This window comes from Micromonospora sp. NPDC049047 (genome assembly GCF_040649135.1).
GTDB lineage: Bacteria > Actinomycetota > Actinomycetes > Mycobacteriales > Micromonosporaceae > Micromonospora.
This window is the reverse complement of record NZ_JBEZEY010000012.1, coordinates 88762-101870: the sequence shown is the minus strand read 5'-3', so window position 1 is coordinate 101870 and position 13109 is coordinate 88762. Positions and strand designations below refer to the sequence as shown.

The following is a 13109-nucleotide window of genomic DNA, read 5'->3' as shown; positions in this document are numbered from 1 at the left end:
TTGGTCGACGGCCGCCCTGGTCAGCCGGATTCTGGGGTGCCCTGGTGTTCGGGCTGGCAGACCGGGCACCAGTAGGTGACCCGGTCGCCCAACTCCTGCTTGCGGATCGCGGTCCCGCAGCGCCGGCACGGCTGGGCGCGGCGACCGTACACGTAGCTGGTCTGCCCCCGGCGCAGGGAGCCGGTGCTGCTCTGCGTCCACCGGCCCCGGTTGGCGGCGAGCAGTCGCTGCGCGAGGGCCACCAGGCCGGGCAGGTCGGGCACCGCGCCGACCGGCGTCCACGGCGACACACCGCGCAGGAACAGCACCTCGCACTTGTAGAGGTTGCCCACTCCGGCCAGGTTGCGCTGGTCGAGCAGCGCCTCGCCGATGGTCTGCTCCGGGTGACCGGCGAGTCGACGGGTCGCCTCGGTCGGGTCCCAGTCCGCGCCGAGCAGGTCGGGGCCGAGGTGGCCGACCAGTTGGTCCTCCTCGGCGGTCGGCACCAGGGCCAGCTCGTGCAGGTGATAGCCGACCGCGACCGCACCGGGACTGCGCAGCACCACGCGGATCAGGTGCGCGGGCCGGCCGGTCCAGCGTTCCCCCGGGGCGTACGCCCGCCAGGCGCCGTCCATCCGGAGGTGCGAGTGCAGGGTCCAGGGCGCCCCGTCCGGGGCGCCGAGGCGCAGCAGCAGGTGCTTGCCCCGGCTGGCCGACTCGTGCACTGTCCAACCGGTGAGATCGGTGGTCGCCAGCTGGGGCACCCGGAAGTCACTGTCGGTGATCCGCGCGCCCGCGAGCGCGCGATGCAGCACCCGCGCGGTGTTCCAGACGGTGTCGCCTTCGGGCACGCTGTCATCCTCTCTCATTTGAGCAGGATTCGCATGTGTCGCTATTTGTACACAGGTTCCACCTGATCTCCCGACATGCGATGGTCAGGGGGTTCTGAGGAGAATAACCATGACGCGACCTCGTCGTCGTATTCCCATCGTCGCCCTCATCGGCACCATTACCCTCGGGCTCACCGCAGCGCTCCTGCCCGTCACCAACCCCATGCCGGTCGCCCCCGTCGCCGGTCCGATCATCCTCACCGCCGTCGCCCCGCACAGCGAGCAGTGGGCCGCCGACCTGGCCGTCGACCGCGACGACGTGAACGTCCGGCGTACCGCGGCCGGCCTCCGACTCGGCGCTGGTCGGCCCAGGGGTGGCGGCGCGCGCAGCCCGCACAGCGCGGTCGTCGAGGGGATGCTCCTGACCGCTCCCCGCACCCTGTCCCGGCCGGCCACCCGCGTCCGCGCCGAGATCAGCGCCTCGATCCCCGCCAAGGCCACAGTGGAGGCGCAGGTCCGTGGCTGGCGGGCCGCCGGCTGGACCGAGTGGCGGGCCGCCACCGGGGGCGCGGTCTTCGACCGGCCGGTCATCCGGGTGCAGACCCGGGTGGTGCTCACCGCACCCACGAACGGCGGCACCGCGACGGTTCGTGGCGTGCAGCTCACCGCCGACGCGGCCGCCGCCGTCTCCGCCGCCACGCCCGGCCGCACCTACCGGGTGTACGCCACCCGGATCGGCCTGGTCGGTGAACTGACCGCCAACGGCCGAACCGTCCAACCCCGGGACCACTTCGTTGCGTTGCCGTCGCGGCGCGGGCTCTCCCCCCTCAACACCGGCGACTACACAGTGCGGGTCTGCACCACCAGCGGGTCCCGCTGCGAGTACGCCCCGGTCTGGGACGTCGGGCCGTGGAACACCCGCGACGACTACTGGAACCCCTCGTCGGTCCGGGAAAACTGGAAGAACCTGCCGCAGGGCCAGCCCGAGGCGCAGGCCGCGTACCAGTCCGGGTACAACGGCGGACGGGACCAGTTCGGGCGGACGGTGCTCAACCCGGCCGGCGTCGACCTGGCCGACGGCACCTTCTGGGATGGCCTCCAGTTGACCACGAACGCGTGGGTGGACGTCGCCTACCTGTGGACCGGTGGCGGGCCGCGTGGTGTGGTCGGTGACGGCCCGCTGAACATCCGCACCGGTGCCAGCACGTCGTACCCGATCCGTGGCCTCGCCGCCCGGTTGGCGCACGTGCCGCTCCAGTGTTACGTCACAGGCCAGTCGGTCGCCGGGCCGTACCGCACCACCACCCGGTGGAACCGCCTGGCCACCGGCCAGTACGTCAGCCACGCGTACATCTCCGGGGTGTACGGCGGCAGCGTGCCCGTGTGCTGAGCAGCCCGCACCCGTCGGGCGTCGATCAGGGGCGCTCGTCGGGGCGGGCCGGGCGCACCATGTCCTGGTAGCGCGGGTGGCTGGCACCGTAGACGGCGTAGTTGAGTCGAGCGTGCGAAAGGCTCAGGTCGCCGTTGGGGCCGCCCCGGACGGCGTCGGCGTCGGCGTCGGTCTGGCCGTCGTCGGTCCAGAAACAGACCGGGCAGGTCCCCCCACCGGTCCGGGACGCACAGCAGGGACAGCCCACGGGAACCACTTGTTCACCCACCGGGGCAGCATTCCACAGTCGAATATCAGCGGGAAACCCGTAGGAGGTCACCCGGGGCCACCCGGAGGAGGTCCACCGCCCGCCCGCCGTTGACCGCGACGGCGACCAGGTCGGCCGAGTCGACGTACACCACAAGGCCGCCCGCCGGGGCGGCGCCGAAGGTCCGACCCCGGATGGCCGGTCGGGCCGGTGCCGGACCCGGCGGCCCGACCCGCAGCGCCGCCGGCAGCGCGTCGAGCAGGTGCGCCGGTGCGGCCAACTGGACGTTGCCGAACTGGTCCACCGTCGACACCTCGGCGGTGAAACCCTCGTCGTCGCAGCTCAGCGCCGGCCTGGGCAGCCGGACCAGGCCATCCGGATCGACCGGCGGCCCCGCGTCGGCCAGGGGCGCGCCGAGCGCCAGCCGGGCCGCCACCGGCGCGAAGACGTCCCGCCCGTGGAACGTGCCGGACACCCGATCGGCCAACCAGCGCGGCTCGGTCAGCTCCACCGCTGCGGTGATCCCGCCGAGCGCGGCGGCGGCGTCCGGCAGCAGCCCGTTGTCCGGGCCGACAAGCAGCCCACCCGGGGTGGCCAGCGCGATGCCCCGCCGGGCGGTGCCCACCCCCGGATCGACCACCGCGACGTGCACGCCCACCGGCAGGTACGGCACGGTCTGCGCCAGCACCGCCGCACCCCGCCGCACGTCCGCCGGCGGCACCAGGTGGGTCACGTCGATGACCCGGGCCGTCGGCGCGATCCGGGCGATCACCCCGTGGCAGGCCGCCACGAAACCGTCGAAGAGGCCGTAGTCGGTGGTCAGTGAGATCCAGGGCGGGACGGACATGTCCGCAGGTTAACCCCGCGCGTCGATCCGCAGTTCCAGGACGAGTTCGTCGTGCAGCGGGATGCCGTGCTCGCCCACCAGCGGAATCTCCGGCTTCAGTCGGCGGGCACGATCCACAGCGCCCGGATCCACGCCGACCAACCGCATCCCGCGCCGCTGGTAGAACCGCAGCGCCCGCAGGTTGTCGTTCGAGGTGATCAGCCACACCCGGGCCAGGCCCGCCTCGGCAGCGATCGAGGTCGCCGCCGACAGGAGGGCGGTGCCGGCGCCGCCACCGGGCTCGGCCGCGACCACTGTGACCACCTCCAGGCCGTCCCCCTCGACCCGGTACGTCAGCGCGCCGGCCACCGTCGCGGTGGCGTCCAGCGCCACCAAGGTCGGCAGGGTACGCACGTCGTGCCGGGTGTCGTGGGCCACCACGTACGGGCCACCCCACTCGCGCTCGTGCAGGGCGTCGACAGTCGTCCGCTCGGTGGTGCCCGCCGCCCGTACCTCGAAACCGTCCACGGTCCACCTCGCCCTGCGTCGCGTCTGCTGCCGGTTCCGGAGCGTACCCACGAGCGGGAGTCGGGCGTGGGTGGCGGATATGGGACAGCGCGGTGGCCGACCGGCCCCTCCCGCTGCCGGGCCTGGTTGGGCAGACTTGCGCAGGTGACACTTCGGAGCCTGCCCGCTGTCGGGGTCCTGCTGGTCGCCGTCGCCCTCACCGCCGGCTGCGGCGGTGACGAGGCCGACCCGTCGAGCGCGGCTCCCACCTCGTCGCCCACCGCGTCCGCCCCGCCCGCGGTGGCCCCGTCGTCCGCGGTGCCGTCGAATGCACCCACGCCCTCGGTGACCCCGTCCCGCACCGGCGGTGCGCCACCTGCGTCGATCCCGCCCTCCACTGCCCCGCAGGGGCCCACGCAGCACCGACCGGCGAGTCCACCGCCGGTGGTGCTGCCCCAACGCCCGGTCGGGGCACCCGGGGCGCAGCAGATCGTCGAGGCGTTCAAGGCCGCCGGCCTGAAGGTGGCGCACCCGAAGGACCGCTCGGTCGACTGCGGACCGGACGGGCTCGGCCTGGGTTGTTCCGAGCTGATCGCCACCGACGCCGTCACGGTGTACGTCTTCCCGGACGAGACAAGCGCCGGCGACATCGCCGAGACCTGGGCCGGGCAGTCGTACCGCCGGGGCGCTGTGGTGCTCAACTACCTCGAGGCGAAGACCCCGGCGGCCGACCGCCCCCGCTACGAGCAGGTGCTCAACGGCCTTCGCTGAGCACGGGTGCGGGGCATCGTCCGATCGAACCCGTCCCCGGTTCGGCCCTCGCGAACGCACGGGGTGCGGCAGTGGTCGCGGCGGACGGATCAGCCGCGCAGCCGCAGGCCGCGCGGGGTAGCCCGGAAACCGGCGGCGGTGAGCGCGTCGCGCAGCGGCGAGGAGTGCACGGCCTCGCCGTCGGCCCGCTCCACCGACAACGCCCCCAACGCGCCGGAGTGCACGGCGTCGGCGAGTGCCTTGCCGGCCACCGCGAGCGTCTCGGTGTCGTCGCTGAAGGACAACAGTGTCCGGCCGCCACGCTCCACGTAGAGCACCAGGTCACCACCGACCTGCACCACAAGCGCGCCGGCCTTGCGGCCGGCCCGGTGCCTGGTCGCCGGGGTGGCCCCGTCGCCGGAGTCGACAACCCGTTCCGGCCAGGGCAGCGCCGCGCCGTACGGGTTGGCCGGGTCGGTGGCGGCGAGGACGGTGGCCGGCGCACCCCTACCCCGGTTGCCGTCCATCGGCTCGGCCAGCGCGCGCAGCCGGTCCACCGCCCCGGGCACCGCGAACTGCGCCGCGCCGAGCCCTTCGACGAAGTAACCCCGGCGGGCCGCGCCGCGCTCCTCAAGCGCCGACAGCACCGGGTAGACCGCCGAGAACCCGCCGACCACCTGCTCGGCCACCACCGCGCCCCGGGTGACCACCCCGTGTCGCTCCAGCAGGACGTCGGCGAGCGCGGCGGCCCGCCGGGTCGGGTCGACGTCCCGTTCGGGCAGGCGCGACCACCGGCCGGCGACTGTCGGCGGACCACCCCGGGTGGGCAGCGCCACCCGACCGGGCCGCCGGTACCGGGTGCGCGGCGCGGACGGCCGGGCCCGGTGCGCACCCCCGGCGCCGAGCACCGCGCGCAGCGGCGCGAGGGTGTCGTTGGTGAGGTGCCCGGCCCAGACCAGGTCCCAGATCACGGTGGTCAGGGCGGCGTCGTCGGTCGAGCCGACCCGGTCCGCGAGCGGCCGGAAGAACAGCGCCTGCCCGTCGCCGAGCGCGTCGAGCACCGCGTCGTGCAACGGGGTACGCGTCAACGCCTCGTCCGGTGGCGGCAGCAGCAGCGGCGCGGCGTCCGCGTACGCCAGGGTGACCCAGCCGTCGCCGCCGGAGATCGCCCCCGACCCGGCCCAGAGCACCTCCCCGCTGGCGCACAGCTCGTCGAGCTGGGCGGGGGAGTAGTCGGCGACCCGGCCGGGCAGCACCAAACGCTCCAGCGCGGACGCCGGCACCGCCGCGCCCTGCAACTGCTCCACAGTCGCGGCGAGGGCCTCCACCCCCCGGGCGGACGACCCGACCTGCTGCCAGCGGGGCAGGAACGTGGCGAGCGCCCGGGGCGGCACCGGCTCGATCTCGCGGCGCAGCGCCGCGAGCGAGCGACGACGCAGCATCCGCAGCACCTCGGCGTCGCACCACTGGGCGCCGGCCGAGTCCGGGGTGAACTCCCCGGAGACCACCCGCCCGGTGGCGCCGAGCCGGCGCAACGCCTGCTCGACGACGAACACGCCGAGCCCGAAGCGGGCCGCGCAGCTGGCCGCCGCGAACGGGCCGTGGGTGCGGGCGTAGCGGGCCACCAGGTCACCGAGCGGGTCGGCCACCGGGGCGAGGTACGCCTCGGCCACCCCGACCGGCAACGCCACGCCGAGCGCGTCGCGCAGCCGGGCGGCGTCCTCGACACCCACCCACCGCTGTTCGCCGGCGATCCGGACCCGCAGCACCCGGCGGGTCGCCTCCAGCTCGGTCAGCCAGCCCTCGGGCACACCCCGCTCGGTCAACTCGGCGTCGCTCAGGTCACCGAGCACCCGCAGCAGCTCGACCACGTCCTCCGCGTCGCGGGGGCGGCGTTGCTCGGTCAGCCACCGCAGCTGCCTGTCGGTCTCGGCGAGCACCGCCGGGTCGAGCAACTCGCGCAGGTCGACCCGGCCGAGCAGCTCACCGAGCAGCGTGGAATCCAGGGCGAGCGCGGCGGCACGGCGTTCCGCCAACGGGGCGTCGCCCTCGTAGAGGAACGCGCCGACGTAGCCGAAGAGCAGCGACCTGGCGAACGGGGACGGTGCGCTCGTCTCGACCTCGACCAGTCGCACCTTGCGGGCGGCCAGGTCGCGCATCAGCCCGGCCAGCGCCGGCTGGTCGAAGACGTCCTGCAGGCACTCGCGGGCGGCCTCCAGGGTGACCGGGAAGTCCGCGTACTCGCGGGCGACGTCGAGCAGCTGCGCGGAGCGCTGCCGCTGCTGCCACAGCGGTTGGCGGCGGCGCGGGTCGCGGCGGGGCAGCAGCAGGGACCGGGCGGCGCACTCGCGGAAGCGCGCGGCGAACAGCGCCGAGGTGCCTACCGACTCCTCCACCAGTTGGGTGATCTCGTCGGGCTCGAAGACCACCACGTCGGCGCCGGGCGGCTCGTCGGCGGTGTCCGGCAGCCGCACCACGATGCCGTCGTCGGAGGGCATCACCTGGGCGTCCACCCCGTACCGTTCGGCAAGCCGGCGGCCCACCGCGAGCGCCCACGGCCCGTTGACCCGGGCCCCGAGGACGCTGTGCACGGCGAGCCGCCAGTCGCCCAGCTCGTCGCGGAACCGTTCGACAACTACCGTGCGGTCGTCGGGCAGCGAACGGGTGGCCTCCCGCTGCTCGCGCAGGTACGCCATCAGGTTGCCGGCGGCCCAGTCGTCGAGCCCACCGTCGCGCAGCGCGGCCAGCGCCGCCTCGTCGGTCTGCCGCAGCAGGGTGCGCACCCGGGCGCCGATGGCCCGGCCCAACTCCACCGGGCGGCCCAGCTGGTCGCCCTTCCAGAACGGCATCCGGGCGGCCTGGCCGGGGGCGGGCGAGACCAGCACCCGGTCGGGGGTGATCTCCTCGATCCGCCAGGAGGAGGAGCCGAGCAGGAAGACGTCGCCGACCCGGGACTCGTAGACCATCTCCTCGTCCAGCTCGCCGACCCGGGCGGCGCGCTCGGCACCGGCCAGGAAGACGCCGAACAGCCCTCGGTCCGGGATGGTGCCACCGCTTGTCACAGCGAGTCGCTGCGCGCCGGGACGGCCGGTGAGCAGGTCGGTGGCCCGGTCCCAGACCAGTCGGGGACGCAGCTCGGCGAAGGCGGTGGACGGGTAGCGGCCGGAGAGCATGTCCAACACGGCGTGCAGTGCGGAGTCGGGCAGCTCGGCGAAGGGCGCGGCCCGGCGGACCAACACGGCCAGGTCGCCGAGCGGCCACGGCTCCAGCGCCACCATCGCGACGATCTGCTGGGCCAGCACGTCGAGGGGGTTGCGCGGGTAGTGCAGCTCCTCGATCGCGCCGTCGGTCATCCGTTCGGCCACGACCGCGCAGGAGAGCAGGTCGCCGCGGTGCTTGGGGAAGACCACCCCTCGGGAGACCGCGCCCACCTGGTGCCCGGCCCGGCCGACCCGTTGCAGGCCGGCGGCCACGCTCGGCGGGGCCTCGATCTGCACCACCAGGTCGACAGCGCCCATGTCGATGCCCAGCTCCAGGCTGGAGGTGGCGACCACGGCGGGGAGTTGACCGGACTTGAGGGCCTCCTCGATGTGCTTGCGCTCCTCCCGGGAGACGCTGCCGTGGTGGGCGCGGGCGATCACCGGCGCCGCGCCGGTCGCCGCGCCGGACTGGGCCATCACCTCGGCCGGTGGTCGGTTGCGCAGCGGACCGGCGGGGCCAGCCCACCGCTGTCCGCCGGGCACCTGGCCGCCGTCGGCTCCCGGCCCGTTCCCCGCCGACAACCCCTCGGGTACGCCGACTGCGCCCTCGGCCGACGCGGAGCCCGCTGCCCCGGCGGTCGGCGCCTCGGCAGCCGTCGCCTCCGCAGCCACCGCCTCGGCAGCCGTCGCCTCCGCAGCCACCGCCTCGGCAGCCGTCGCCTCCGCAGCCACCGCCTCGGCGGCCAGCTCGTTGAGCCGGGCGCAGAGGCGCTCGGCACTGCGGCGGGAGTTGGTGAAGACGATTGTCGAGCGGTGCTGCCCGATGAGGGTGAACACCCGCTCCTCGACGGCCGGCCAGATCGAGGCGCGGCGTGGGCCGGGGCCGCCCAGGTCGTCCTCCGGTGGCTGCTCCTGCTCGTCCAGGCGGGTCATGTCCTCCACCGGGACCTGCACGCTGACCTCGATGGTCTTCGGGGTGGCCGGCTGCACGACGTCCACCGGACGGGCGCCGCCGAGGAACTGCGCGCAGGCGTCGATCGGCCGGACGGTCGCGGAGAGGCCGATGCGTTGCGCCGGAGCGGGCAGCAGCTCGTCGAGGCGTTCGAGGGAGAGGGCGAGATGGGCGCCGCGTTTGCTGCCGGCCACCGCGTGCACCTCGTCGACGATCACCGTCTGGACGCCGCGCAGCGAATCCCGGGCGGCGGAGGTGAGCAGCAGGAACAGCGACTCGGGCGTGGTGATGAGGATGTCCGGTGGGGTGCGGGCGAAGGCTCGTCGCTCGTCGGCCGGGGTGTCGCCGGTGCGCATGCCGACGGTGATGTCCGGCGGTGCGACGCCCAACCGGGTGGCCGCCTGCCGGATGCCGGCCAGCGGGGCGCGCAGGTTGCGCTCGACGTCGACGGCGAGGGCCTTGAGCGGGCTGACGTAGAGCACCCGACAGCGCTGCCGCGCCTCGGCCGGTGCGGGCTCGCGGGCCAACCGGTCGAGTGACCAGAGGAAGGCCGCCAGCGTCTTGCCGGAGCCGGTGGGTGCGACCACGAGGGCACTGCGGCCGGCGGCGACCGAGCGCCAGGCTCCGGTCTGTGCGGCGGTGGGGGCGGCGAAGGCGGCCTCGAACCAGGCGCGGGTGGCCGGGCCGAAGCCGGCGAGCACCGCGCCGGCGTCTGCGTCTGCCCCGGTCACCGGTCCATCCTGCCCCGCCGGTACGACAACGACGACCGACCGACGGTGGAATGTGCCGGACAAAAGCAAAAAGCATGGAACGTGCGCTTAATACGTTAAGTCTCACTTAACTGCTTGCTTGTACCTGGCAACATAAAGTAACTTCACTGCCAACGCGAACGGGGTGAGGGGGTTTGATGGCCGGCGAGCAGCGCACCGTCGAACCGGGCACCGACGTGCTGATTCGCAAGGTCGACAGCCATCTCGCCGCGCTCCGCGGTGGCCTGCAGGGCGCCGAGTTCGAGCTCGCCGAACGTCTCGCCCGTTGCCTACGGGAGTTGGTCCTGTGCACCGCCCAGGCCAGCGCCGCCGATCGCGGCCAGGTCCGCGCCGCCGTCCACTACTTCGTGCTGCGCCGGGAGAGCCGTGGTCGGTTGCTCTCGGTGCGGTCGTTGGCCGCCGCGGAACGGGTGGTCGACCGGGTGGCACGCCAACTCGGCCGCGCCGACCTGCTGACCGAGCTGCGCCAAAACCGCCCCGCCCCCGACGACACCAAACCCCGCCCCAACGCCCTCCTCCGCTGACCCAACCCCGCTGACCAGCCCCGCTGACCGGCCCCGCTGACCCGACCCCGCTGACCAGCGTCGATCATGGAGTTGTGGCGGGTGACAAAGCTGGATGCTCCCCACCAAAGCGGACACCACCACTCCATGATCGACCGGAGTTGGGGTGGGGGAATTCCGGTAAAACCGCCCGAGCGGCGACAAACTGGCGTCTGATCGCTGCTAGGGGCCGCCGCTGCACGGGCGTCGGCCACCTGGATCGGGAGCGCAGGTGCTGGTACTGCTCATCCTCCACCTCGTGGCGGCCCTCGTCGCACCCCTGCTCGTCCGGTGGTGGGGATCCGGCGCGTGCTACCCACTGGCGCTGGCGCCGGCCGCCGCCTTCTGCTGGGCGCTGGCCCGCACCCCGGCCGTCGGCCACGGCGGGGCGGTGGTCGAGACGTACCGGTGGATCCCGCAGTTGGGCCTCGACCTCGCGTTCCGGCTCACCACGCTCTCCTGGCTGCTGACCCTGCTGATCGGGGGCGTCGGCACGCTCGTGCTCGTCTACAGCGCCCGCTACTTCAGCGCCGGCTCGCAGGGGCTGGCCCAGTACGTCGGGGTCCTGGTCGCCTTCGCCGGTGCGATGCTCGTCCTGGTCTTCGCCGACGACCTGCTGCTGCTCTACGTCGGCTGGGAACTGACCACGATCTTCTCGTACCTGCTGATCGGGCACAGCACCGAGCGGCGGTCCAGCCGGTGGGCGGCGGCGCAGGCGTTGACCGTCACCACGCTCGGCGGGCTCGCCATGCTTGTCGGGTTCATCATGCTGGGCGTGCACGCCGGCACCTACCGCTGGTCGGAGATCTCCGCCCAGCCGTTGCCCGGCGGCGGGTACCTGGTGGTGGCAGTGCTGCTGATCCTGGCCGGCGCGCTGTCCAAGTCGGCGGTGCTGCCGTTCAACTCCTGGCTGCCGGTCGCGATGGCGGCGCCCACGCCGGTCAGCGCGTACCTGCACGCGGCCGCCATGGTCAAGGCCGGCGTCTACCTGGTCGGGCTGCTCGCGCCGGCCCTCGCCACTGTTGGCCCGTGGCGGCCGGTGGTGCAGATCGCCGGCGTGGCCACCATGCTGTTCGGTGGCTGGGCCGCGCTGCGGCAGACCGACCTGAAGCTGTTGCTGGCGTACGGGACGGTCAGCCAACTCGGTCTGCTGGTCGCCGTGACCGGCTCGGGTACCCCGGACGCCGCCCTGGCCGGCACCGCGATGCTGCTGGCGCACGCACTGTTCAAGGCGGCGTTGTTTCTGGTGGTCGGCATCATCGACCACGGTGCCGGCACCCGCGACCTGCGCGAGTTGACCGGGCTGCGGCACTGGTCCCGACCGCTGTTCGTGGTCGCCGTGCTGGCTGCGGCGTCGATGGCGGGGGTGCCGCCGCTTGTCGGTTTCGTGTCCAAGGAGGCGGTGTTCGGGGCGTTCACCGACCAGCCCCTGCTCCTCACCGGCCTGGTCGTCGGGACGGTGCTCACCGTCGCGTACAGCGTCCGGTTCCTCTGGGGCGCGTTCGCCGACCGGCCGGGGGTGGAACCGGTCCAGCCGGGTCCGATCGCCGTGTCGCTGCTGGTCCCGCCGGCGGTGCTCGCCGGGGTCGGGCTGCTCGCCGGTCCGGCCGCGAGCGTGTTGGACGACCTGCTGCGCCCGTACGCCGAGCTGCTCGGTGGGGTCGACGCGCACCTGGCGCTCTGGTCCGGGCCGACCCCGGCGCTCGGCCTGTCCGTGCTGGCCCTCGTCGGCGGCGGCCTGCTCTTCGCCGTGCGGGGGCCGCTCGCTCCGGTGCTGGCCCGGCTCCGTTCGCCGGTGGGCGGCAACCAGGGCTACGAGTGGATCGTGGGCCGGTTCGACAGGTTGGCCATCGAGGTCACCGGCGCGACCCAGCGCGGCTCCCTGCCGCAGTATCTCGGCATCATCCTGGTCACCCTGGTGCTGGTGCCCGGTGCGGCGATGCTCTCCGCCGGCCCGTGGCGGGCCCGGATTCCGCTCTGGGACAACCTGCTCCAACCGGTGGTCGTGGTGGTGATCACGGTCGCCGCGGTGCTTGCGGTCGGTGCCCGCCGTCGGCTGACCGCGATGCTGCTGGTGGGGATGACCGGCTACGGCACCGCGATGATCTTCGTCCTGTACGGCGCGCCCGACCTGGCGCTCACCCAGTTCCTTGTGGAGACCGCGACGATCGCGGTCTTCGTGCTGGTGCTGCGCCGCCTGCCGGAGCGGTTCTCGGCCCGTCCGTTGCGGCGGACCCGCTGGATCCGCCGGACGATCGGGGTGGCGGTGGGTGTGGTCGCCGCCGGGCTGGCCCTCACCGCCGCCGGGGCCCGCCGGGCCCCGGACATCTCCGCCGCCTTCCCGGATCTGGCGGTGGCCGAGGGGTACGGCCGCAACGTGGTGAACGTGACCCTGGTCGACATCCGGGCCTGGGACACGATGGGTGAGCTGGCGGTGCTGGTGGTGGCCGCGACCGGGGTGGCCAGCCTGATCTTCGAGCGGTCCCGGACCGGGCCGCGACCGCGCCGGCCGGAGTCGGGTCAGCGGATCGACGAGCCCGGCCGCCCGGTGTGGCTGCGCGGTGGTCCGACCCTCTACGAGGGGCGTCGCTCGATCGTCCTGGAAGTGGTCACCCGGCTGATCTTCCACACCGTGGTGCTGTTCTCGCTGTTCCTGCTCTTCTCCGGGCACAACGCGCCCGGGGGTGGGTTCGCCGGTGGCCTGGTGGCGGGTCTCGCCCTGGTGGTCCGCTATCTGGCCGGCGGCCGGTACGAGCTGACCGAGGCCGCCCCGATCGGCGCCGGTGCGATCCTCGGCGCCGGGCTGGCCCTGGCGGTGGGCAGCGGGGCGGTGGGCCTGCTGGCCGGCGGGTCCGTGCTGGAGAGCGCCAAGATCGACGCAATGCTGCCGGTTGTCGGTGACGTCCACCTGGTCACGTCGCTCTTCTTCGACATCGGTGTGTACCTGGTCGTGATCGGGCTGGTGCTCGACATCCTGCGCAGCCTCGGCGCCGAGGTGGACCGGCACATCGAGGCCACCGGCCCGGCCGGCGGCGGCCTGGCCGTCGACAAGGGGGATCGGTGAGCGCGAGGAGTGCGCCGTTTTTGCGCGCCCCGCAGTCGCGAACAAAGGGGGA

General features: G+C 73.9%; 9 protein-coding genes. 4 read left to right on the top strand and 5 right to left on the bottom strand.

Features of this window, described 5'->3' with window-relative positions:
• Positions 1-20: 20 nt before the first annotated feature.
• Positions 21-830 carry a DNA-formamidopyrimidine glycosylase family protein gene (locus tag AB0B86_RS20245; protein ID WP_357409181.1) on the bottom strand — a complete coding sequence of 270 codons (810 nt, stop codon included), beginning with the start codon at positions 828-830 and terminating at the stop codon, positions 21-23.
• Between the two features lie 109 nt (positions 831-939).
• On the opposite strand from AB0B86_RS20245, the gene AB0B86_RS20240 reads away from it, so the two are divergent.
• Entirely contained in the window at positions 940-2199 is a 1260-nt protein-coding gene (locus AB0B86_RS20240) for a hypothetical protein (RefSeq protein WP_357409034.1), read from the top strand.
• Between the two features lie 25 nt (positions 2200-2224).
• On the opposite strand, the gene AB0B86_RS20235 is transcribed toward AB0B86_RS20240, so the two are convergent.
• The 3 genes from AB0B86_RS20235 to AB0B86_RS20225 are packed head-to-tail and all read right to left on the bottom strand — an operon-like array spanning position 2225 to position 3800.
• Complete coding sequence (locus AB0B86_RS20235) at positions 2225-2467, bottom strand: CPCC family cysteine-rich protein (protein WP_110566168.1); 243 nt, start codon at positions 2465-2467, stop codon at positions 2225-2227.
• Between the two features lie 25 nt (positions 2468-2492).
• On the bottom strand, positions 2493-3293 hold the full coding sequence (locus AB0B86_RS20230) for an SAM-dependent chlorinase/fluorinase (RefSeq protein WP_357409032.1): 801 nt from the start codon (positions 3291-3293) through the stop codon (positions 2493-2495).
• Positions 3294-3302: 9 nt separating this feature from the next.
• Positions 3303-3800: a GNAT family N-acetyltransferase gene (locus tag AB0B86_RS20225; protein ID WP_357419224.1), complete on the bottom strand. Its 498-nt coding sequence runs from the start codon at positions 3798-3800 to the stop codon at positions 3303-3305.
• Positions 3801-3944: 144 nt separating this feature from the next.
• Between AB0B86_RS20225 and AB0B86_RS20220 the strand changes: the two genes are divergently transcribed.
• The gene (locus tag AB0B86_RS20220; protein ID WP_357419221.1) at positions 3945-4550 is read left to right on the top strand and encodes a hypothetical protein; all 606 of its coding nucleotides are present in this window, start codon (positions 3945-3947) and stop codon (positions 4548-4550) included.
• Positions 4551-4639: 89 nt separating this feature from the next.
• Here AB0B86_RS20220 and AB0B86_RS20215 read toward each other — a convergent pair whose 3' ends face one another.
• Entirely contained in the window at positions 4640-9412 is a 4773-nt protein-coding gene (locus AB0B86_RS20215; RefSeq protein ID WP_357409025.1) for a DEAD/DEAH box helicase, read from the bottom strand.
• A 176-nt stretch (positions 9413-9588) separates the two neighbouring features.
• Here AB0B86_RS20215 and AB0B86_RS20210 point away from each other — a divergent pair, with 176 nt between their 5' ends.
• Positions 9589-9975: a hypothetical protein gene (locus AB0B86_RS20210; protein WP_357409023.1), complete on the top strand. Its 387-nt coding sequence runs from the start codon at positions 9589-9591 to the stop codon at positions 9973-9975.
• Between the two features lie 250 nt (positions 9976-10225).
• Positions 10226-13057 (top strand): Na+/H+ antiporter subunit A, encoded by a 2832-nt coding sequence (locus AB0B86_RS20205; protein ID WP_357409021.1) that lies wholly within the window; start codon positions 10226-10228, stop codon positions 13055-13057.
• Positions 13058-13109 lie beyond the last annotated feature (52 nt).

Coding starts and splice junctions, on each gene's coding strand:
- AB0B86_RS20240 (WP_357409034.1), top strand. CDS start 940: ATGACGCGACCTCGTCGTCGTATTCCCATCGTCGCCCTCATCGGCACC.
- AB0B86_RS20230 (WP_357409032.1), bottom strand. CDS start 3,293: ATGTCCGTCCCGCCCTGGATCTCACTGACCACCGACTACGGCCTCTTC.
- AB0B86_RS20210 (WP_357409023.1), top strand. CDS start 9,589: ATGGCCGGCGAGCAGCGCACCGTCGAACCGGGCACCGACGTGCTGATT.